The sequence below is a fragment of the Bacteroides sp. AM54-2NS genome, assembly GCF_003602935.1.
Classification (GTDB): Bacteria; Bacteroidota; Bacteroidia; order Bacteroidales; family Bacteroidaceae; genus Bacteroides; species Bacteroides xylanisolvens.
The window spans coordinates 68,451-91,754 of record NZ_QTMZ01000001.1 but is presented as its reverse complement, the minus strand read 5'-3'; the positions used below and the strand labels follow the sequence as shown (position 1 = coordinate 91,754).

The 23,304-nt window shown below is 46.1% G+C and carries 9 protein-coding genes and 6 pseudogenes; 3 read left to right on the top strand and 12 right to left on the bottom strand.

Features of this window, described 5'->3' with window-relative positions:
* Nucleotides 1–5: 5 nt before the first annotated feature.
* Nucleotides 6–1,112 carry an efflux RND transporter periplasmic adaptor subunit gene (locus tag DXA05_RS00290; RefSeq protein WP_128858619.1) on the bottom strand — a complete coding sequence of 369 codons (1,107 nt, stop codon included), beginning with the start codon at nucleotides 1,110–1,112 and terminating at the stop codon, nucleotides 6–8.
* 223 nt (nucleotides 1,113–1,335) lie between these two features.
* Here DXA05_RS00290 and DXA05_RS00285 point away from each other — a divergent pair, with 223 nt between their 5' ends.
* Nucleotides 1,336–2,247, top strand: coding sequence for a helix-turn-helix domain-containing protein (locus tag DXA05_RS00285; RefSeq protein ID WP_004313768.1), 912 nt, complete (start codon nucleotides 1,336–1,338; stop codon nucleotides 2,245–2,247).
* Between the two features lie 87 nt (nucleotides 2,248–2,334).
* Here DXA05_RS00285 and DXA05_RS00280 read toward each other — a convergent pair.
* The 10 genes and pseudogenes from DXA05_RS00280 to DXA05_RS00230 all read right to left on the bottom strand — a co-directional run bounded on the left by DXA05_RS00280 (nucleotide 2,335) and on the right by DXA05_RS00230 (nucleotide 17,338).
* Nucleotides 2,335–3,344: pseudogene (locus DXA05_RS00280) on the bottom strand (HipA domain-containing protein).
* Nucleotides 3,345–3,346: 2 nt separating this feature from the next.
* Nucleotides 3,347–3,670 carry a HipA N-terminal domain-containing protein gene (locus DXA05_RS00275; RefSeq protein ID WP_004308471.1) on the bottom strand — a complete coding sequence of 108 codons (324 nt, stop codon included), beginning with the start codon at nucleotides 3,668–3,670 and terminating at the stop codon, nucleotides 3,347–3,349.
* 11 nt (nucleotides 3,671–3,681) lie between these two features.
* Nucleotides 3,682–3,876: a helix-turn-helix domain-containing protein gene (locus DXA05_RS00270; protein WP_004316118.1), complete on the bottom strand. Its 195-nt coding sequence runs from the start codon at nucleotides 3,874–3,876 to the stop codon at nucleotides 3,682–3,684.
* Nucleotides 3,877–4,684: 808 nt separating this feature from the next.
* The gene (locus DXA05_RS00260) at nucleotides 4,685–6,724 is read right to left on the bottom strand and encodes a fimbrillin family protein (RefSeq protein ID WP_128858618.1); all 2,040 of its coding nucleotides are present in this window, start codon (nucleotides 6,722–6,724) and stop codon (nucleotides 4,685–4,687) included.
* A 29-nt stretch (nucleotides 6,725–6,753) separates the two neighbouring features.
* A complete protein-coding gene (locus DXA05_RS00255; protein ID WP_004298778.1) occupies nucleotides 6,754–7,227 on the bottom strand; it encodes a hypothetical protein in 474 nt (157 codons plus the stop codon).
* Nucleotides 7,228–7,239: 12 nt separating this feature from the next.
* Nucleotides 7,240–8,420: pseudogene (locus tag DXA05_RS00250) on the bottom strand (glycoside hydrolase family 88 protein).
* Nucleotides 8,421–8,435: 15 nt separating this feature from the next.
* On the bottom strand, nucleotides 8,436–10,367 hold the full coding sequence (locus tag DXA05_RS00245) for a heparinase II/III family protein (RefSeq protein WP_128858617.1): 1,932 nt from the start codon (nucleotides 10,365–10,367) through the stop codon (nucleotides 8,436–8,438).
* A gap of 24 nt (nucleotides 10,368–10,391) precedes the next feature.
* Nucleotides 10,392–12,206, bottom strand: a complete 1,815-nt coding sequence (locus tag DXA05_RS00240) for a heparinase II/III family protein (RefSeq protein ID WP_128858616.1) — start codon at nucleotides 12,204–12,206, stop codon at nucleotides 10,392–10,394.
* A 20-nt stretch (nucleotides 12,207–12,226) separates the two neighbouring features.
* Nucleotides 12,227–14,037 (bottom strand): annotated as a pseudogene (locus DXA05_RS00235) (RagB/SusD family nutrient uptake outer membrane protein).
* 29 nt (nucleotides 14,038–14,066) lie between these two features.
* A pseudogene (locus tag DXA05_RS00230) lies at nucleotides 14,067–17,338 on the bottom strand (TonB-dependent receptor).
* Between the two features lie 266 nt (nucleotides 17,339–17,604).
* On the opposite strand from DXA05_RS00230, the pseudogene DXA05_RS00225 reads away from it, so the two are divergent.
* Nucleotides 17,605–19,037 (top strand): annotated as a pseudogene (locus DXA05_RS00225) (sialate O-acetylesterase).
* Between the two features lie 167 nt (nucleotides 19,038–19,204).
* Nucleotides 19,205–23,214, top strand: a pseudogene (locus DXA05_RS00220) (two-component regulator propeller domain-containing protein).
* Here the strand turns inward: DXA05_RS00220 and DXA05_RS26740 are convergent.
* Nucleotides 23,154–23,303 carry a hypothetical protein gene (locus tag DXA05_RS26740; RefSeq protein ID WP_284515338.1) on the bottom strand — a complete coding sequence of 50 codons (150 nt, stop codon included), beginning with the start codon at nucleotides 23,301–23,303 and terminating at the stop codon, nucleotides 23,154–23,156. The pseudogene DXA05_RS00220 and the gene DXA05_RS26740 sit on opposite strands and share 61 nt — an antisense overlap.
* Between the last annotated feature and the right edge of the window lies 1 nt (nucleotide 23,304).

Sequence of the window (23,304 nt, the reverse complement as noted above, 5' to 3'; positions counted from 1 at the left end):
CCTTCTTATTTTACTTGCATGCCTTCGCGCACCAGTCCGGCGCCTTCCGATACAATTTCATCACCTGCTTTCAGTCCGTCCAGCACCACATATTCGCGTCCGTCATTGTTTGCGGCCACTGTTATCAGGGTAGATACAGCCTTCCCGTCCACTACCTTATATACAATCGTCTTATCCTGCATCTTCACGGTGGCCGTTTGCGGAATGGCGATACAGTCTTTATAAATGCTCGGCACTACCACCGTGCCCGATGCTCCGCTATGAAGCAACCGCGATTCGTTGGGAAACACCACGCGTGCCACCACAGTACCCGTTTGCCGGTCGATGACGCCGCTGATGGATTCGATGACACCTTTCTTATCATAAACCGAATTATCATTGAGGCGCAGTTCCACTTCCGGCATGTTCTTCAACGCTTCGTCCATGTCGCCATACTGGCGGGTGAGGGCAAGCAACTGATTCTCGGTCATGGAGAAATAGACGTACATATCCGAATTGTCGCTGACCGTAGTAAGCGGATAGGGCATATTGGCACTTACCAATGCGCCTGCACGATAAGGCAATGCACCTACGACTCCGTCACTGGGACTTTTCACCTCGGTATAAGAGAGATTGTTGCGGGCACTGATCTCTTGTGCTTCGGCCTGCGACAGTTGAGCTTTGGCGGTGAGATAAGAATTCTCGGCCGTTTTCAGGCTAAATTCCGAAACTACTTTCTGCGCATACAGTTCTTTGTTGCTCTTGTAGGTCAGTTCGGCAGTACCCAGCGCGGCACGTGCTGCTTCCACATTGGCAATGGCAGTTTTGAGTGCGGCCTTGTAAGGCACTTGGTCGATAATGAAAAGCGATTGCCCGCGGCGTACTTTTTGCCCTTCGGTCACACAGAGTTTCTCAATCGTTCCCGACACCTGCGGATAGATATCAATATCCTGCCGCCCACGTATGCTCGCCGAATAGGAAGAAGAAAATTCCTTATCCACCGCTTCTATCTGCATTACTGCATAAGAAGAAGATTTCACTCCCGCATCCGATGCTTGCTTGCAAGATGCCATCCACACTGTACAACCGACAATCCCTATCAGCCGTATCCATTTTTTGCTTACTGTAATCATACTTTCTCTTTTGGTCTTTTGTTAAATCCTGGACAAAAGTAGGAGAAAAGAACAAGGCAACAGTGACCAATTCCCCTCCATAAATGTCCTATTTTCGCCATTTACGTTTATTATAGCTAACTATTTGGCAATAAACGACATATCAAACAAATCTGAAGAAGTATGGGACATTCTGTTTTCCCGATTATTCACCAACTTTGCAAAAAGTAAAAAAGGAAAGAACATGGAAAAAGAGAACATTATTACGGTGGATATAGAGGATTTTAAGGACAGTCAGCACGTCCTTGATTATATCGATGATGACTTTGCGATAGTCAACAGTCTGGAGGGGACTCCTTATAGTAATGATACAATCAAACTGAATTGTTTTCTCATCGCGGTTTGTATAGAAGGGTGCATCCAGTTAGACGTCAACTACCGGACCTATAAGTTGCAGGCGGGCGAGCTGCTGCTCGGTCTACCCAACACGATTATCAGCCATACAATGCTAAGTCCTAAATATAAGGTCAGGCTTGCCGGATTCTCTACCCGTTTCCTGCAACGTATTATTAAAATGGAAAAGGAAACGTGGAATACTGCCATTCATATCCACAACAATCCGGTGAAGTCGGTTGACAACGGGGAGGATCAAACAGTCTTCGGATTCTACCGGGATTTAATTATAGCGAAAATAAACGATGAGCCTCATTGTTACCACAAAGAAGTGATACAACATCTCTTCTCCGCTATCTTTTGCGAAATGATGGGGCAGCTTCATAAGGAAATCGAAGCTTCCGGCAACATGGAAGGTTCGAAAGAAGGCATCAAACAGGTGAATTATATTTTGCGGAAGTTCATGGAACTGTTATCGAAGGACAAGGGTATGCACCGTTCGGTGAGTTATTTTGCCAACGAGCTTTGCTACACTCCGAAGCATTTCTCGAAAGTCATCAAACAGGCGTGTGGCAGAACTCCGTTGGATTTGATTAACGAAACTACCGTGGAGCATATCAAATACCGATTAAAACGTTCGGAAAAGTCTATCAAGGAAATTGCCGAAGAGTTCAACTTCCCCAATCAGTCCTTTTTCGGGAAATACGTAAAAGCGCATTTGGGAACATCACCGGCCAATTATCGGAACAGAAAAGAAGAATGACAAAAAGAACAGATTCTTATGTTAGACAAATCTTTTTGGGGATCTTGTTCATCTTAATATAAAAAAAGAGTAATAATGTGCACATTATTACTCAATAACACTAAGATAGCTCCCGACTCTTGACTTATACATAAGTCTATATTGCTTTTTCAATTCTTTAGAGAGAAAAGAATGTTCAATCAGTTGATCAGTCAATTCATATATCTTACTATATTTTTCGAGACAAGAGTTTACCAAACGCTCGGGTAGACCTATTTTTAAGCCAAAGTGATAAAAAGTCTTCCCAGTAACCGCCGATGCACCACCGAAATAATCCGGTTCAGGATTAACAAACAAACCTTTGCTCATGGCAAAGATACCATCGTTTATATGGAGATGAGTATTCAATAAATCGTAAGCAGGAGATAGGCGGAATCTTCCTTTCTTCTCTTCCAATAAAGAAAAGTTCTTTAAATGGCATCGCCGTTAGAATAGACAAAGTTGAACAAGATAAGTTCAAAAAAACGCAATTTATCCACTTGGGGGACAGAGCTGTATTTATCTATAATTCTTGCAAACTCTTCATAGGCCAGATTGTCATATTTATAATCGGAACCTCCATTTTTCCTGGTAAGCCCGGCTAAAGAAGCAAAATCCTCCTTTTGTAACTTTCCTTTCTCCGACAAATCAAAACGTCGTACAAAATAAGCAGGGGTTCCGTCCTGAAAAAAGCATAATCCATTAGGAGCTGTCGGAATCCCATATACTTGCGCAGCTATCTGCATTGTCAAATGTTCGTTGGCAGGACAAAACTCCTTGTTACGGAGATTATTGGGAACAGGCTTTAATATGAATTCGCCCTGTTCTCCCTCTTTGGTCAATCGCAATATCCCGTCATCGGCAACTAAAGAATACTTAATCTGGACTCCAGAAACGGATATGCGTTTGCTATTGTTATTGAAGAGATCAATACCGACATTATCGTCAAAATGCCTGTAAGGTAATTCACAAGATATATTTTTCCCATCAGAAAGCTGCTTCAAGGCTTTGGGTGAATATCCGCTTTCTCCACCAGTCTCCCGTAAAAGTGAGGGACAAATATGAATATCAGTTTCCATTATCACATTTTTTTAATTGTTATTGCTCCGATTGTATCTGTATGGGCAGTAGCCAGAAGAATACCAAAATCATCCTCTTCATCAATATGCAGGTTTCTAGCTTGAATAATCCGATTATCCCCTTCAGATGTCATATTAAAAAAGACAGGGAAAAGATAGGAAGAGGTATATTCCTGCTGTGTCTTGGGCATGGTCAGTGAGACAGCTGGGAGTTGTGGATTATTATAATAGTCCGTATCATAACAGAATGAATAGTGTTCACGATCTATTTCTGTTAACAGACCGGCATAAATACCTTTTATATAGACTTTGGCAGATCGACTCATATGTGTGTCTATTATTGAATATGAATACTAAGTCCTAAAGTTTTCAGGACATTAAAAAGAACATCGAAGCGGGGATTACCACTTCCACGTTCCAAGCGGACCAAAGCGTTAATCCCTATTCCTGCAAGAGTGGCCAACGTAGACTGATCCAACCCCAACTCCTTACGCCTTTCGCGAATATGTTTTCCTATCTCTATTAAATCCATAATTCACCATATATAGAAACTTTCTCACAAAGATAGAATCTTTTTAGTATAAAAACAAGTAAATTCACCATATACAGTGAATTTGCACATAAATAGCATAGTATTAAAGCATACTATCATGCTTTTCACCATATATGGTGATTTAAAAGAGATACATGCTTATAAAGGAAAGACATTGATTGCTGAAAGAAGTGCCAACATGAAGAATTGTATATTTTACCTATCCTGCTCTTTATATTTCGAGCCCTTCCTTGCACTTCATGAAAAACGCCCTCCATTTAGAGTTACAGATTTCGCAAATAACACAAAATAGGCATTATTAGCAAACAAGTTACAATAAAAGCAGTTAATCAAAAGCATAAATAGCTATCATATCACAAAGGATATATCAGATTGCTATTTATAAATAGGCAGTAGAAAAAGACAAACCAGCTCAATATATCCTCTTCAAAAACCAAGTTTAGCTTCCTTTAAAAGAAACCGATGGTTTGATTATAGCAAACGGACGGTTTGTTTAAACCAAACGAAGGGTTTGATTACGGCAAACGGATGGTTTAGTTACACCATATCGTGCATATTTCAAGGAAATAAATACAAGATAAAGAGAGATAATGCATATTCTTGCAATTGTTCATGCAGTTTATTTTCTGTTTGGCCCTTTTCTTTCTTTCCTTTTTTCGTGAATATCTTAAAAACAGAACAGATTCCCCGTTATATGAAAGTACCTTGTATCCGGAGACAGGCAGAAACTTTCATATAACGGGGAATTCTATTTCATATTCTCAATGAAGAGAATCCATGAAGAGAATCAACGATTCTCGGTATCTTTCATACAACGCACGGAGAATGCATGGGAACGACCGGAGGAATGTGTCCAGGTCTTATCGGAGACTTTATAATACAGAGAAGTAGCTCCCTGATCCTTGTCATTTCCATAACTGCTAGCCGATGAGTTAGACCAATAGCAAGCGGCACCCTTAGCGGTATCCAATCCTGTATTGTTGCCATTATTACCGCCGTTGGAACCCCACTTACAACCTGCCAACGGCCAATATGCGTAATTCGTACCGTCATAGCAATATTTAAATACCGCAGTTGCGCTCTGTTTCACAAATTCTCCTTTCTGCTCTATCTCATCCAATACTCGGGGAGACACAACCCGGTAACCTTTCGGACAAGGATCATAAATAGATTTATGACCGTCAGAAGGATTGAGATAAGTGCTCGATTCATTCGGGTTACCCCAGAAGTCATCTTTACGATCGGTACGTGCACCGGTCCATGCACCCAGATACCAGTCGGATTTTGTATTATCCACATTATTGGTATAAAGCAACGCACGGGGATTTTCTATAGAGAAGCGGACGTTGGTGGCTTCGGTAGGTATATTAGTACCCACGGTTCCCGACCAGCCGACCGGCGTAGGACGTCCCCATTGGAAGTAAACACCGTTTTGCTTCCAGTTGTCTCCTTCACACGTCATATAAGTACCCAGATTACGATCCAACACTACATATCCCGTATTACCATAAGGATGTTCTGCCGGAGTAGGGGTCATCCAGATAATAAAACTCCAGATGACGGTAGTCTGATCCGCTCCATAGATAGCCACCTGACCGCAACCGCCGTCATAGCCTCCGCTTACTTTATAGGTGTTGATCGTAATATTGTAATCACTGCCAATAGGGGAGATGTCCGTAGTAGAGCCATTCACGGCAATCATCTTATGATTAACGTTCAAATCGCAACCCAGAATAGTCTTGGCATACTTGGGTTCTTCCACTTCCATAAAGTTACCACGTGCTTTCACGCTCATCGTATTGCTCACGCCACTGGTAGAAATATTCGTCAACAGACAGTTGGACTCGCCATAAGCCCATCCTCCTGCCAATAAACGTGTCTCTACCGGCTCATACCATTCGCAGGAGTTATCCGAAAGTTTCAGGTTATTGACAGCAATCGTATTGACAGCATTGGCTTTCAGTTGCTTTCCTTCTTTGAGAATAGGAATGGTAACAGTCTGCTGGTCATTCTCCAGAGTGATGACAATGTACACTTCTTTGCCACTTAAATCGGCAGGATATGTAGTCAGGTATATATCCTGTGTGGAAGCGAGCAGTTCGGGAGTAGTCAGTGAAACAGTGGCATACGGTTTCACATCCGTACCGTAGGTCAGTTCGTCCGTATCCAAATCTGCTATGAATACACCGGAAAGAGGAGTTTTTGTCTCCTTGTCATATAAAGAAACACTTTTTAGCTTGTACGTAGAAAGCTCCTGGGACGAGATGCTGAACTTCACATAAGCCATCGCATGGTTCAACGTAAATTTAGCAAGCATATCCGGACTGCTGACCGTAGCCTTGGCAAACGCAAAACCATACTTTCCAATATGATGGCTATCGCCGGGACGGCTTTGTTCCTGCTCAACAGACAGGGTAGAAGTTATCTTGTTGCCATTTTCGGCCAGTTCCGTACTTGCCCGGTAAGGATAGTAAATAAGAAGTTCCGTAGCTCCTTCTTCCGCCATCTTCACGTCGTCCGAAGTAAAGACGCCGGAGTTCTGCCCGATCGACTCATCACTCAATAAAGACTGCACATTATTGATGTCGGTCCCTGCCGTACGGGAGAAAACACCCAAGGCATCCCCTTCGCTCCAAAGCACCGGATAAACATCCCCTGTTTTGTCACCGATAGAAACACGTGTCTGCGGAGACGAGAGTCCAACCAACGTCAGACATGAACCTGCCGTTGCCGGTTCTTTGCCGTTATCGGACGAAATAAATTCGTCCTGCGTGCAACTTGTCATCATGAGAATCATTGCACCTATTGCAAATAATCTATTTTTCATACCATTCATTCTTTTGAGTTACACCATTTTTACCATTCATTCTCCTCCAGATCACCGGCAGAACCGCCGTCACTCCATGCGCCTTCCGTTCCTGAAGCTTTCCAGGTCTGAAAAGCGGAACACACGGCACGCCCTTCGGCATTATAGGCGATAATCGCACTGATGTAATTCACTCCCGGACGTAATCCTTCGGTGATTTTGCGCGTATAGGGCAGAGATACGGGTTCTCCGTTCTCTTCTACGAATTTCACCAGTTTCACTTCAATGTTATAATCAAAGCCAATGTCGGCCACCGGATAGAATTCAATGACTTTCGCACCGAACGTAGTACCTGTTTGCTGCTCGGAAGTAATCAGAGCCGTATTGTCCGCAATCTCCGAAACTGTCAGGTTCATGGTGGGAATGACACGCGGAGCCGAATCATCCTTGTCCGAGCAGGAGGCAGTTATCAGCAGTAGTACGAAGATAAATGCCATATTTATATGTAAGTTCTTCATAATCATATTGTATTAGTCTTATTTTTGTAAATTCTTATACCGCAGCAATGCTTCTAAAAAGTAATAATCGGCATACGTCAGGGGGACATCCACTTCGCTTTTATCAGGAAGTGCACCCACGCTGTGCTTCAGGATGAAACATTCGTTCGTACCCGGTTCTGCCAGATACTCTTTCGAGGCAAGCGTACGGAGTTGCTTTTCTGCCATGGCAAGATAAGATTCCTTGGCTTCCGTGCCGGGGATATAACGGCTTAGTTCGATAAAGGCGGAGGCCATGATAGCCGCAGCGGAAGCATCCCGATAGGTCTGTTCTTCTACCGGAGCGTCGAAATCCCAGTAGGGAATACCGTCAGCAGGTAGACGGCGGAGCAGCATATCGGCAATATGTCCGGCTTGCAACAGATAGTTCTGATACCCCGTCAGGCGGAACATCATCGTATAACTGTACAAGGCCCATGCCTGTCCGCGGCTCCAGGAGGAATCGTCCGAGAAGCCCTGCACCGTTTGCTTGCCGCGCACTGCACCCGTTTCAGGATCATAATCCACCAGATGATACGTGGAATAATCATCCCGGAAGTGATGCTGGATAGTGGTATTGGCATGCGTACAGGCAATGTTCTGCAAAGAGTCGTCGGCGTAGGCTTTCGACATGGACAACAGCAGTTCAAGGTTCATCATATTGTCAATAATCACCGGAAACTTCCAGTCGCAGCCTTTGCGCACAAAGTCCCAGCTGCGGATCACACCGGCAGTAGGATTGAAACGAGTTGACAAGGATTTGGCGCCTGATAGAGCACTTGTTTATAAGCCTCATTACCTGTCAACCGGAAAGCATTCCCGTAACTGCAATTCAACTGGAAACCGACATCATGATCCCTGGTCACGTATTGTATAGAGTCGAGTTTCAGCGTGTTCTTCTCGGCCAGTGTTTTCACTGCTTCATTGCCTGTATATTCGTAGATATACCAGAGGGAACCGGGATAGAAGCCGCTGCACCACCAATAGATATTTGAGGGAACAAACTCACCATCGGCAGAGAGCGTGCGGGGAAGTGTCTTTTCTGTCAAGCGGGTGTCCATAGTCGTGTATTGTTGCTCTGCAACGGTAAATACACGGTCAATCAATGCCTCCATCGGCTCCTGCTTCGTACAGGAGGCCAATGTCAAAAGTCCGAGTATAGATATTAATAGGATTCTCATACGTTCCATTCTTTTTTATTTAGGGGACAGGGTTGTGGTAAATGTGGCGGTCTGATTGGCGGTGACCGTTGCTTCAAAGCCGACCATATAGGTGCCCGGATTAGCCTGGTCATAAGAGTTCTCACTGGTGGTACTCCATTGCTTGTAGGTAGGCTTCACGCTTCCGCTGGCTGTGAGATACATCACTTTGCTTCCGTTCGTTAGTACGATGCGGTTACTTTCCACCGTCGGAACGGCAGGCGTCACCATACACCAGCGCACTTTGGCGGATTTATCCGTTCTCGCCTTGATCTCATCCATGACTACTAAATCTTTATCGTTCACGATTTTCACGGTACGGGTAGCGGACGCCGCCTGATCGGACACTACTTCAGTCAGATCGAAAGTGGCTCCCAATTCCGTAGCGGTATTGATAGTAGTAGTCAGTGTAGCCACCCCATTTACCCGGTGACGGGCGTCGTTGATTGAAATCGTGCTATGATTCAAGTTATTCAGGCGGAATACATCCCAACGCATCGAGTTCTGTCCCATATCCCAAAGATTACCACCCAAAGCTGACAATTTCGACTCGAGCGTTGTATAACTTTGCAGACCGAAATCCATCGACCAGCGCACTCCATACGCGTCGTACACAAACGAACCAGCATCCATGTGTCCGTGGCTCGAACCTGCCTTTCCACCTTTGATTCCGAGGTATTTATCCGTATCAGTGTACGTCCAGTCGGTATGTACCATCACTACGGGCGTTTCCCCTTTTCCACTCCATAGTTTATTGGAAGGAGCGGAGATTGCGTCCAGATTCAGATTATTGGCAAACGCCATAATCATCGGCAACAGGCGGTTTTCGGCACAAGAAGCGTATTCACCGTTCTTCAGCATTTTCAGTTCATTATATAATAAGGATGGATTACTGTATTTATCGGCAAACCACCACGAAGCCAATGCCGCGGTAGAGGAGGGAGCACAGTCGGAATAATTAAAGAACTTGCTGTTCAAGCCTGTCATATACAGCATATACTCTGCCGTTTTGGAGAATCCCGGTGTATCGGAAAGCCCGTTATCCGTGCCAAGCGTACTGTTGAGGGCGGCAAGCATCAATACCTGATAGAGCGTGCCGTAACACCAGTAACCGCTGCCCTCCGGATAGTTGCCGTCGGGAGAGTACATCACTTCCAATGCAGGTTTATTGGATTCCAATGCTTTTTCAATCATGTCCTTTGCTTCGGAAGGATTGTTTTCATAGGAAGCCAGTGCCGCACAGACCAGTCCACCATTACAAACCTGGTTCCAGTTGTTGGTGGCCTCGTAGAAGTTGAGGTTCCAGTTCTTATCCTGCGCCTGTTGGAAGGCAAACTTCAACAGTGCGTTGGCCGCTTTCGTACGGGTGGCTGCGCTTAGTTCGTTGTAGAGCCAATCGTAGCCGAACGCAACAGCCGTAGCCATTTCGCCCACATCGAGAAAGTGACGTTTCGAGTTCCAGTCGGGAAAGTTGCAGACAGCGTTCATATCCGTCTCCGCTTTAGTCAGGTATTTGGCATCGCCGGTCATCCGGTAGGCATAAGCACAGGTGAAAATACGCAGTAACGCGTCGCGGGACACATCGAGGATACGTTTGTTGCTGGCATCCAATTTATAAGTCAGTGCCGTGGCGTTCATCCCTTTACTGTTGCATACACTCATAATGGTATTATGGAGCAAGGTCAGATTGGCACTCGAATTGGCATCCACTTTGGCTTTCAACGCAGTGAAGGCCTCGGCGTTCATCAACAGGCGGGGATGATTGTCCGCAGTCAGTTTGGAATAATCCAATCCGCCCTCCGGCTCCGTGGGATTCGGTTTCTCATGGGTAGATCCCGGACGGAATCTGTTCTCATCTTCATCGGAACAACTAACGGCTGTTCCTACAAAGAAAGCTATGATGATTGTTTTAAAAAGAATCGTTTTCATGGTTCAATGAATTTATTTGTATTACTACTTCAAAGGAATAAGTCGTACTTTCAGTTGCGAGGCACGATTGGCAGGAATCACCGTCTCAAAACCCACGCGGATGGTTCCCGGATTGCGGAAATCATATTCATGCGGGGGCACGTTCGACCAGGTTTTCATTTCTACTTCCGTATCGGCATCTACCGTCAATAGCATCCGTTGTCCGTCTTTGGTTAATTCCATCCGGTTCTTGCCCGTTATTTTGGCTTCCGCCGGAGTGACCATTATCCAGGATACGGCAGCTTCCTTGTCCCCCGTCTCCAACCGGTCGGTTACTTCCAGATGGTCTTTCTGATCCAATATCACGGTGCGGACGACTTTCTTTACGCTGTTGGCAAACACACTCGACAGGTCTACTTCCGCCCCTTTCTGTTTCTTCGACTCGAAAGTACGGGTGATCGGAGCATTACTCTTTACCAAATGGCGTTCGCCGTTAATCGTCAGGGTGTTGTGAGCGATATTGCTTAGCCGGAATACTTCCCAGCGTTGTCCGTTCTGCGACATATTCCACAGGTCTACTCCCTTACTTTCGAGCGTGATGTAACTCTGCATACCCAAGTCCATCGCCCAACGCACCCCGTCTCTCTCGAAGATAAACGAACCGGCATCCATGTGCGCATGAGAGGTAGAAGGCGAACCGCCTTTCACTCCCAGATAGGTATCTTCCTTGCTGTCCCATCCGCCACGGTAGATAAACACAGGCGTATCTCCTCGACTGAACCAAAAGTTTTTCTTCGGCTTGCCGATATGCTTCAAATCGAGCTGCGAACAGAACACCATCAGGCTGGGCAGTAAACGGTCTTCGGCAAACGGCATATCCGGCCGGTCGAGATACTGACGTTCAATCCACAACAGGGAAAGGTCTTTCGCTTTGCCTGCAAACCAAAACATCATCATGTTGCACTCCGCCTCTACCGGAGAGTCCGAGAAACAGAAACAATCTCCGCCCGGAGCCGTCATATACTGCATGAAACGGGCAGACTCCATGAAACCGGGGGCTTGGGAGAGCCCATTGTCTGTGCCGAAAGCACTTTCGAGCGCAGCAATGAGCATTACCTGAAAACTTGTCCCGTACCCCCAATATCCGAATCCTTCGGGATAACCTCCGTCGGGGCCATAACCTACCATCGCTTTCGGATTTGTCTCCATGCATTTCTCTATGATGCCTTTCGATACTTCCGGAATCTCTTCAAAAAGAGCCAGCGCGCCATACGCCAATCCACTATTACATACGGAATTCCAGTTGTTCTTAGCTGTATAGAACCAGGCATGACGGGTGTTCTTTGCCGCGTCGAAGCCTTTCGCGATGATTGCTTCGCGCACTACCCGGCGGGTGTCGGGCTGCAAAGAATCGTACAGCCAGTCATAACCGATAGCCAATGCCATTACCATCTCACCCACATCCAGGAAATGAGTGGGGTTCCAGTCGGTGAAACAACTGACGGCCAGCATCTCCTGTTCCGCACGGTGAGCATATTTCTTATCTCCCGTCATACGGTAAGCGTATGAGAGGTAATAGATACGCTTCAATGCGATGCGCGAAATCGCCAGCAGGCGTTTGCCCTCCTTGATACGTTCCACAGGTGGTTCCGTAAGTGTCCGGTCGCAAAGTTCCATGATCCGCTGGTGAACAGTGGCCAACGGGGGATACTCCGCAATGGCTTTCCTGATGGCTTCTTCTCCTCCCGCCGGCAATAACAACCGGGGATGAGGCGCTATCTTGCCATAATCAAACTGTTGCGCAACTACACCCGTGCAACCAGATACAAAAATGAGTAATAGTAAAAGTATTTTCTTCATCCTTATTCAAATCTTTATGATTAATACGCCCAACCGCTTCGTTTAGTCAGGTTCGGGTTCTTTTGCGTTTCAGAGATAGGAGCAGTCCATGGCCACATGTAATCGGTGTAATACCAGTTATACTCTACCAGTTCGCCCCACCAGGATTTGCCGCCATTGATGTCTTTCCCCTGGAATTTGGTTTCTTTGTAGGTTCCCCAACGTACTTCATCGAAAAAGTTGATTCCTTCCAGACAGAATTCCACGCGACGTTCATAACGTATCCTTTCGAGCATGTCTTCCTTTCCGTTCACTGCGCACGGGCCGCTTCCGCCCTCTGTCAGTGCAGGCATGTGGGCGCGGGTACGCACTTTATTCACCAGGCGGATGGCTTCTCCCAACTGATCGGTCTGCGCCAATGCTTCGGCATACTGCAACAGTACATCGGTATAGCGAATCAACGGCCAGTCGGTATGGCAACGGCTCCGGCTAATCAAACGTCCTTTCTCAAACTCATTGTACTTGCGATAGCAGTAGAAAGCAGAAGTACGTTTATCGAGCCAGAAGTCTCCACCATTCGTGCCCTGTTCCTTCAACGGCCAACGGAGTTGTTTACCGATCTGGTTGGCATCTCCTGCATAATTAGGCTTGTAGCAGTCTACCGGCACATAAGGAGTGACGACGGTCTGTTGCAGACGCGGGTCACGACTGTCATACGCCTTTTTGATGCGGGCTTCATTACCGCTGTTCAGGTAATATTTCTGATAGATATCTTCACCTACCCGTTTGACGAGGGCATTCTTTTGTGAGGACATGGATTCCAGTCCGTCACGGCAGAAGAAGATTTCACGCTGTTTTGGAGTCAGCAAGTCCCAGTCTTGCAAGCCGTCTACTTCCGACCATTTGAAGTCCGATCCGTCTGCGTTCTTATAGTAATCTACAAAGTCTGCGGAAGGTTTTATTTCCGTCCAGCCATCATACGTATCGCGGGCACCGGTCATTTGCTGAATGTTATCACAATAACCGGTTTCTTCGCTGAACTGGAGCGAGAAGATCATTTCTTTATCCTTTTCGTTTTCATATTTGAAGAAGTCGGCATATTCGCCTGTCCACAAGCCATAACCACACGTTTCCACTTCTTTGAAATCGTTGCCTGCTTCCTTGTATTGCTTCTTCCACATATATACCATACCACGCAGGGCATAAGCGGCACCTTTAGAAGGACGGCCGTAGTTTTCATTCAACGTGTTATTGGGGAAGTCGGGATTGTTGATGCAATACGTCAAATCATCCAGAATCACTTGCCATACCTCATCCACCGAAGATTGGCCACGGGTACAGTCTTCGTTATTGATAGGTTCCAGATAAACGGGGACACCCTGATAAAGCATATTCAGACGATTGTACGCCCAGGCACGGAGGAAACGGGCTCGCATTGGTAACGCGCCAGTTTATTAGCGCTCATATCCGCTTTATGCAGATTGGCAATCGCATCGTTACACGCATGGATGATGGTGTAACAGAACTTCCATTCATACCACACCTGAAAGTCATTGGCAGGTTTGGTGGCCAGCGAAAGCAGTTCCACCGGATAGTTGTTGGAATAATAATCGGTTGCAAAGCTCATAGCTTCGATTCCCTGACGGTTCAGCCCGTCGGCACGGCGAAGCTGGGTAGAGGAGAGTTGGGTAGCATAGAACGGGAAGTAGAGTCCTGCCATTCCCTTGTCGGCAAGCTCCTCCGTGGTCCACATGTTTTCACTTGCAATCTGGTCTTCCGGAGCCACATCGAGAATATCCATGCAGGAGGTAGCCGCCAGCGCCATCGTTAAAATCATTAATATCTTTTTCATATCAGATTCTGTTTTTTAGTTCTACATCATTAAAAGGTAATCTGTCCGCCAAAAGAGATCTGACGCATCAACGGATAACCGATGGCAGTTCCTATTTCCGGATCGAGTCCCGGATAACTGGTAATCGTCAGAATATTGTCCATCGACACGAAAGCACGGAGCTTATTAACAAAGAACTTGCTGGAAATCCGTTGCGGCAACGTATAGCCGATTTGGATATTCTTCAACTTGAAGTAGTCACCCTTATATTCGTTCCAGTCGCTCTGGATTCTGTTATTATAGGTAGTACCGTATGTCAGGCGGGGATATTTGCCCCACTGATTGGTACGCGGATCGTCCGGGTTGGAAGGATCGAAGAAGTAATGGTTATCGGCAATATGCTCGATAATGCCATATCCGTGGCTGACCAGTGTCGAGTTGTAGTAATCCGTATTCCAGTTGAGGTAATGCCCGAAAGCTCCCGACCATAACATGGAGAAATCAATGTTCTTGTAAGAGAAGGCACAGTTGAAGCCCAGGTTGAATTTGGGGACACTGGTGTGTCCGGAGAAATCCCGGTCGTTGGTATCGCCGTAGTTCATATCACCGTTGCTGTCGGCATAGAGTATGTCACCATACCAAAGCTGGTCTTTGGCAACCGTCTTCATTCCTCCGAACGAATAACCGGAGTCAATCATGGCCTGCACCCATACCATATCTTCTTTCGTACGTATCATTCCGTCCTTCGGTCCCGCATGGATATCCACCGCACCTCCGGTATAGCCTTCGCCGGAACCTCTGTACACCTTATACATATAGGTTTCTCCCAGTTGGCGGCCTTCGCAGATGTAGCCTCCGAAACCAGATTCAGACACATCACTGAAGTTGTTGACATAGCTCACTTTGTTTCCCTGTGCATCATACGTCCAGTATTTCTGGAGTTCGCCTTTGAACTTCATCACTTTGTTGGCGTTGAAAGAGAAGTTCATACCCACTCGGTATTCGAAATCTTTTCCGATACGGTCGTTCCAGTTGAGGGTAAATTCAACACCACGGTTGCGCACTTCACCCAAATTCTCGGGAGCAGAGCCTACAACACCCATCGAAAGATAGAGTTCGGGATGGTAGAGAATGTCCGAAGTATACTTATTATAATAGTCTATCTCACCCGTCAGGCGGTGGTTGAAGAAGCCGAAATCAAGTCCGATGTCGGTGGTGGCGGTACTTTCCCAATGCAGCTTGTCGTTGCTTAGTTTCTTGCGTACCAATCCTTTGGTTCCTTCACCGTCGATTACAACATTGCCTGTGGCGTAGTTTGCCTGCCAGTCGTAGTTGCCCGTTGAGTTGTTACCTGTCTTTCCCCAGGAAACACGGAGTTTCAGGTTAGAGAGATAGTCCGATGCTCCCTGCATGAACGATTCTTCCGAAATACGCCATCCACCGGAGAACGAGGGGAAATATCCCCAACGCTGGTTCACACCGAAACGGGAGGAGGCATCGGCACGAAGGTTGGCTTCGAAGAGATAACGCCCTTTATATCCGTAGTTGACACGGCCGAAATAAGAGAGCAATCCCCATTTGGCAGGTGCCGAGCTGGAAGAGCTGACGAGCGTCTCGTAAGTGCTTAGTTCGTTCAGCGTCCAGTCCGTAGCGCCTTTACGGGAAACGGCAAAGCTCTTGCTGTAATATTCCTGTGCAGAATATCCGAGCAGTGCGCCCAGATCGTGGTCTTTCTTGATGGTTGTATTGTAGCGTACCAGTATTTCGGCACTCTGACGCCAGGTGCGTGCGCTCGTATTGGTGATGGAAGCGTTCTCCAACGCGCTTTCGCTGACACGCTGGTCGGTGACGTAGTCCCAATAACCATTTTGGCGGCTATAAGAAGACTTGTCGGTGAATGTCGGCGAATAGTTGAAAGTACCTTCAATGTTGAGCCTTTATAGGGAGTGATAATTCCGTAGACTGATGCATTGAGACGCCATACGGTATTGAAACCGGTGGCTCCTGCCATCTGACCGAAGATATTATTGGCATTGGAAGATTCTTCGCTGGCTAGCGCGGCACGTCCCCAGTAGTTCGGTTCGCCGGGATATACACCCGGAGTGGTCTGATAGAGATACTTGAATCCGTTGCTGATATTAGCCATCCCGTAATCTTGCTTTTGTCCGTAGAGACGGGTGCCGACGGTCATCCATTTCACTATCTTGGCTTCCAGGTTGGTACGGAAATTGATTTTCTGCGTACTTGAGTCGAGGTTCCAGCGGTTCATGACTCCCTGATTGTCGAGATAGCCTAAGGAAAGCATGTATTTCACTTTCTCCGAACTGCCGGAGACAGACAGGTTGTGCTCTTGCGAATATCCGGTGTCGAATACTTCGTCGAACCAATCGGTGTTGGGATAAGCCACGTAATTGGGTACTCCGTACTCGTTCAACCCGTTCGGATCGGCAGAAGCAGCCCTCCAGCGGTCGATGCTTTCCTGCGAGAAGATGCCTTTGGTATTCACATTGTCGCAAGCCTCGTTCACCAGTCCCATATAACGGGCATAGTCGCTTACGAAAGAGAGGTTGTTGTAGGGCATCTGCACGACTCCCGAATAAGAATAGGAGATTTGCGGTTTGCCTTTCCCGTTTTTGGTGGTGATAAGGATGACTCCGTTGGCGGCTCGCGTACCATAAATAGCTGTGGAGGCAGCGTCTTTCAGTACGGAGATGCTTTCGATGTCGTTGGGGTTCACATTGTCCATGCTCCATTCGATACCGTCCACCAGGACCAATGGGGAGTTGGTATTGAACGTACCGTTACCGCGGACGCGGATGGTGGCACCGTCCGAACCGGGTTGTCCCGAAGCCTGCGTGACGTTCATACCGGCGGCAAGTCCCGAAAGGGCGGAAGAAACACTCATGATGGGTCGTCCTTCCGTCTGGTCGGCAAAGTTGATGGAAGTCACAGAACCGGTCAGGTTCACTTTCTTCTGTACACCGTAGCCCACTACCACTACTTCATCCAGCACTTTCGTTTCCACTTTCATCTGTACATCAAGTTTCGTACGCCCGTTCAGGAGAAGCGTGGTGGTCTGATAACCAATGTAACTGAAAGAAACGGAAGGTTTGGCAGAAGTTGTTTTTAAGGTGTAGTGTCCGTTCAGGTCTGTCAGGACACCGTTTGTTGTACCTACTTCGACGACGGAAACACCCGGCAGGGTTTCTCCATTCTCATCGATCACTACTCCACTTACCGTGGCAGATGTTTGTGCCCACACCACATCTGTCAGTAAAAAGAGCAAAGCCAATAAAAATAATAGATAATGCTTCTTTTTCATTTTATTAGATTTAATGAAACAATTAGGTTGTTAAATACTCACCCTGCAAAGAAATGGGATATTTAGCCAATCTAATAATACTGTTTAGGCGATTGATGCCACTAATTAATAAAATTCGGAGGAGAATGGAAAGGAAAAACAATCTTTTAAGAATTCGACTAGTTTTTATCAGAAAATGACTAGATAATTTTATTCCATATTTAAAAATAGGTTGTATTTTTGCCCGATACCTAATAACTATTCGTCGAATATCTAATAAAAACAGTATGAAAAAACATTTTCTACTTCTTATTTTATCACTTTTATTCCTGCCGATTGCACAAGGCAAAGTAAAACTTCCTGCAATGATGGGAGATCACATGGTACTTCAACAGAACAGTTCCGTTAAGTTATGGGGTTGGGCAGACGGTAAGAAAGTAACTGTCACCACTTCGTGGAACAACCGGACCTATCAGGCATCTACGGATAAAGACGGGACTTGGCTGGTGAAAGTAGACACTCCCGAAGGGGGTATACTCCTTATTCCATTACTATCAGTGACGGAACTCCGGTCACTCTCTCGGATATACTGATAGGAGAGGTATGGATCTGCTCCGGACAGTCGAATATGGAAATGCGTATGATGGGAAATACGGCACAACCCATTGACAACTCACTTGAAACGCTGCTGAATGCAGGTAACTACCGTGACCGTATCCGGTTTATCACCGTGCCAAGAATAAAAGATGTACAGCGAAGGGCGGACTTTAAAAAAGAAAAATGGAAAGTCTCCACTCCTGAAACAACTATTGATTGCAGTGCAACAGCTTATTTTTTTGCCAAACAAATTACCGAAACTCTAAATCTACCGGTAGGATTGGTAATCAATAGCTGGGGAGGTTCCCGAATTGAATCCTGGATGACCGAAGAAACACTGTCATCCATTCAAGGAATAGATATAGAGACAGCCAAAAGTTCTAAACTGGATGTACGTAATCGATTAGGGTGTCTGTATGATATCATGTTATGGCCTGTCAAAAATTATACAGCACGTGGATTTCTTTGGTATCAAGGAGAATCGAACATTTTCAATTATCAATTCTATGCTCCGATGATGACTGCTATGGTACAACTATGGAGAAATGTGTGGGAAGCGCCCGATATGCCTTTCTATTATGTGCAGATTGCTCCTTACAAATATGAAAACAGCCGGAATACAGGTGCCGCCTTGCTGCGTGAAGCACAAGTGGAAGCACTGAAAACAATCCCTAATTCGGGCATTGTACCCACTACGGATATCGGTGATGAATTCTGCATCCATCCGCCACAGAAGGATGTAGTAGGGCTTCGGTTGGCTACGCTTGCACTGACTAAGACATACGGTATCCGCCGGTTGCCATCCAACGGCCCGATGATGACCAAAGTGGACTATGCGGACAAAAAGGCCATAGTGACATTTGATAATGCACCTGCGGGGTTGTTCCCTACTTTCTCCGAACTGGAAGGATTTGAAATTGCGGGAGCGGACAAGAAGTTCTATCCGGCAAAAGCAAAGATTGTGGGACGTACCAACACAGTAGAAGTGTGGAGTGAAGAGGTAGCCCAACCGATTGCCGTGCGCTATGCTTTCCGTAATTATGTGGGAAATATCACGCTGCGGAATACTTTCGGATTGAGTGCTTTCCCATTCCGCACAGATACGTGGGATGACGTGAAATAAAGGCTTCTACAAAGGGGGTAATTACCCTGTTTACAGGAGCTATAGATCCAATCTGTTGGGTATATATGCCCTGCGTGTTGGGTATATAGATCCAACGTATTGGACATATAGATCCAATACGCAGGATATATAGCTCCTGCAAACAGGGGATATAAAGAAAGGAAACTATGAAACGATCCATCTTATCCATATGTATATTGTTGGCATCGGTTTCTCTGGTCTTCGCCAATATCTACAAGAAATATGACGTTAGATCGGGGTTATCGGGCAACTGTGTCCGGAGCATCCTTCAGGATAGCATCGGATATATGTGGTTTGCAATGCAGGACGGGCTGAATCGTTTCAACGGCATCGAGTTCACCAACTACGGACATTCGTCAGAAAACGGCGGAAACAGCTATATGAATATAGTAACGATCTGCCGCCATCAGGATAACAATCAGATTTGGGTGGCCAGTACGGAGAAGCTGTATTTATTCGATTCGTGGGAAGAGAAGTTCTCCGTATTCGATAAACAGACGGAAGACGGGGCATCAGTCAACAGCGTCTTCGGAATGGCATACGACAATGACGGGCAGTTATGGATCGGAACAACCAACGGGCTGTTTGTCTACAACGAGAAAAAAGGTACGTTGAGGCAATATCTGCATTCTCTTTCCGATCCTCATTCACTGCCGGATAATCACATATGGGTGATTTATAACGACTCGTTCGGGACTATCTGGATAGGTACCCGGAATGGGCTGGCGAAATACAACCAACGTACGGACAACTTCACAGGATATATATCCGAGGGCACTTCTTTCGGACGTCCTGCCTGCAACGAGATTATCTCTTTGATGGAAAGTTCGCAGGGAGTATTATGGGCGGGTACATGGTACGGGGGACTGGCACGTTTCAATAAAGAGACAGGGCAATTCCGCTATTACTTCGGAGAAGGGGACACGCTTACCATTCCGCGCATCCGCACCTTGTTTCAACGAACGGCCAACTCTTTCTATCTCGGCTCCGACGACGGACTTTATACATTCAACACCACGACAGGAGAATGTCTGCCTACCGACGACGGACAAAATAAAGAAAGTATCTATGCCTGTTATCAGGACAGGGAAGGGGGAATCTGGATCGGGACTTATTTCAGTGGGGTGAGTTACTTGTCTCCCAAGCATAAGGATATTGAGTGGTATTATCCCAATGGTGCAGAAAATTCTCTTTCGGGAAATGTAATCAGCCAATTCTGCGAAGATCCCGACGGAAACATTTGGATTGCTACCGAAGACGGGGGACTGAATCTCTTTGATCCCCGCACGAAGAAGTTTAAAAAACATCTGTTGAGAAACAGTAACCCTAATATCGGTTATCACAATATCCATGCACTGTTGTACAATGAAGGAAAATTGTGGATTGGCAGTTTCTCCCGTGGATTATATATCCTGGATATTCAAACGGGAAAAATGAAAAACTATCGCCATAACCGCGCAAACCCACATTCAATTCCTAACGATCATATCTACTCCATCTATCAAACGAAGGATGGCAGCATTTATCTGGGAACGCTTTCCGGATTCTGCCGGTATGACCCGGAAAGTGACTCTTTCCGAACATTGGAACCTTTAAGCCATATCTTTATCTACGATATGGTTGAAGACCAACATGGGGACATGTGGCTGGCAAGCAAAAGGGACGGCATTTGGCGTTACAACCGCCAAACCGGCAAATTGCACAACTATCGCAACGACCCGGCAAATCCTGATTCTCCTTGCAGCAACTGGGTAATCCGTGTGTATATTGATCATAAACAGCATCTATGGTTCTGTACCGAAGGCGGTGGTATCTGCCGTTATCACTATCAGGAGGACCGTTTTGAAAACTTCTCTACCAAAGAGAATCTGCCAAACAATATCATCTATGGCATACTGGACGACCAATCGGGTAACTATTGGCTTTCTTCCAACAGGGGACTGATCCGGTATGAGCCGCAGAACAAACGGGCACAGCTCTATACCATCGAGGACGGATTACAAAGCAACCAGTTCAATTTCCGCTCTTCCCTGCAAGCCAGTGACGGGAAATTCTATTTCGGTGGAGTGAACGGGTTCAATAGTTTCTATCCGTTCAAATTATCGATTAATAAGGTAAGACCTACGGCGTCTATCTCGGCGGTATATATGCACAGCCCCGACGACAAAGTAAGCCTTAGCAAGCGTATACCTGCTCTTAGCGGACAAGTAACGATTCCTTATCAGGTGGTATCGTTCGACATCGCATTCGAAAGTCTTAGTTATGTGGCTCCCAGCAAGAATTTATATGCCTACAAACTGGACGGTATTCACAAAGAATGGATATATACGGATAAACATAACGTATCTTTTCTCAACCTGCCTCCGGGTGAATATACTTTCCGTGTGAAAGCCAGTAACAACGATGAATATTGGAGCAATGACGACTGTTGCCTGCATATTGAAATTCTTCCTCCACCCTGGAAGACCATTTATGCCAAGATTTTCTATTTACTAATTGCGTGTGGCCTCGCATATTTTCTGATACAGCTTTATTTGCGTAAACAGCAGGCTGTGAAAGCAAGAAAGATGAAAGAGATGGAACAAATCAAGAATCAGGAATTGTTCCAGTCGAAAATTACATTCTTCACCCAAGTGGCACATGAAATCAAGACTCCGGTTAGTCTTATCAAAGCTCCGCTGGAAGCTATTTTGGAAACACATGAATGGAACAGTGAAGTGGAAAGCAACCTGTCTGTGATACAAAAGAATACCAACCGGCTGATGGAGCTTATCAAACAATTGCTCGACTTCCGAAAAGTGGACAAGGAAGGTTATACGCTTTCATTCAATGAAGTGGATATCAACCGGATGATAGAGGACATCATCGACCGTTTCCGTGCCATCTCCCTGACCGGAATCTCTTTCAGTGTCTCCCTGCCGAAAGAACATCTGCAATATAATGTAGACCAGGAGGCGCTGACTAAAATTGTCAGCAACCTGCTGACGAATGCCATGAAATATGCCCGCACCCGCATTATGGTGATTTTGGACGAACATCTGTCTGCAGAAGGGCGTACGCTCTCCCTGTGTGTACGCGACGACGGTCCGGGTATTCCGCAAGAGGAATGCAGCAAGGTTTTCGAACCGTTTTATCAGGTGGGAAATACAGGAAATAACGGATCGGGAGTAGGAATCGGATTGAGTCTCGTCAAATTGTTGGTGGAAAAGCATAAAGGAAAGGTTTATATCAATCCCGGCTATACGGAAGGATGCGAAGTATGTGTGGAAATTCCGTATTTGGAGAAAAGCATCTCTGTCAGCCCCTCCATTACTTCCATGCCCGACAAGGTTCCCGCTCTGGAGGAAGAGAGCGAACCCGCCGGTTACTCTCTTCTGGTAGTGGAAGACACGACGGATATGCTGGAGTTTCTGGCTAAGAATCTGGGAAATACCTATACCATCCATACAGCCGCCAATGGCAAGGAAGCCTTGGAATGTCTGGAGACAACAACAGTAGATCTTATTATCAGCGACATCGTCATGCCTCACATGGACGGATTCGAATTATTAAAGTCCATCCGTTCCGACAATATGCTTTGTCATATCCCGTTTATCCTGCTTTCGGCACTCGACAGCATCGATTCAAAAATTGCGGGTCTTGACTATGGCGCGGACGCTTATATAGAAAAGCCTTTCTCGCTAAGCCACATGAAAGCCACCATCAATAATCTGCTGGAAAACCGGCGCATGCTGTTCAATCACTTTTCAACGGTGCCGAATATGTCATACGACCAGACATTAATGAACAAAACAGACGTGAAATGGCTGAACACGATCAATGAAATCATTATCCGCAATTTCACCAATGAAGAATTTACCATCGATAAGATGGCAGAGGAGATGGCTATCAGCGTTCCAACTTACAGCGCAAGTTGAAAGGGCTGACCGGAATGCCACCCAATGATTATATCCGGTTGATACGGCTCAAAACAGCCGGAGAACTTTTGCGGAAAGGGGAGTACCGGATCAATGAGGTTTGTTTCATTGTAGGATTTAATAATCCTTCGTACTTTGCCCGTTGCTTTCAGAAGCAGTTCGGGATATTGCCGAAAGATTATGTGAAAGGTGGTGACATAACCCATTCCCAAAAGGGAACAACTTCAATATCCCCATAAGTTTCCTTCTGGTTGTAAGTAAGCAGGGTCTTCTTTTCGAGCATCACATTTTCCAGTTCGAATCCGTACAGTTCACGTTTCAGGTTCATG

What these genes read in the sequence shown, in the direction of transcription:
- DXA05_RS00290 (WP_128858619.1), bottom strand. Translation starts at nt 1,112, where the DNA reads ATGATTACAGTAAGCAAAAAATGGATACGGCTGATAGGGATTGTCGGT.
- DXA05_RS00285 (WP_004313768.1), top strand. Translation starts at nt 1,336, where the DNA reads ATGGAAAAAGAGAACATTATTACGGTGGATATAGAGGATTTTAAGGAC.
- DXA05_RS00275 (WP_004308471.1), bottom strand. Translation starts at nt 3,670, where the DNA reads ATGAGTCGATCTGCCAAAGTCTATATAAAAGGTATTTATGCCGGTCTG.
- DXA05_RS00270 (WP_004316118.1), bottom strand. Translation starts at nt 3,876, where the DNA reads ATGGATTTAATAGAGATAGGAAAACATATTCGCGAAAGGCGTAAGGAG.
- DXA05_RS00260 (WP_128858618.1), bottom strand. Translation starts at nt 6,724, where the DNA reads ATGAAAAATAGATTATTTGCAATAGGTGCAATGATTCTCATGATGACA.
- DXA05_RS00255 (WP_004298778.1), bottom strand. Translation starts at nt 7,227, where the DNA reads ATGATTATGAAGAACTTACATATAAATATGGCATTTATCTTCGTACTA.
- DXA05_RS00245 (WP_128858617.1), bottom strand. Translation starts at nt 10,367, where the DNA reads ATGAAAACGATTCTTTTTAAAACAATCATCATAGCTTTCTTTGTAGGA.
- DXA05_RS00240 (WP_128858616.1), bottom strand. Translation starts at nt 12,206, where the DNA reads ATGAAGAAAATACTTTTACTATTACTCATTTTTGTATCTGGTTGCACG.
- DXA05_RS26740 (WP_284515338.1), bottom strand. Translation starts at nt 23,303, where the DNA reads ATGAACCTGAAACGTGAACTGTACGGATTCGAACTGGAAAATGTGATG.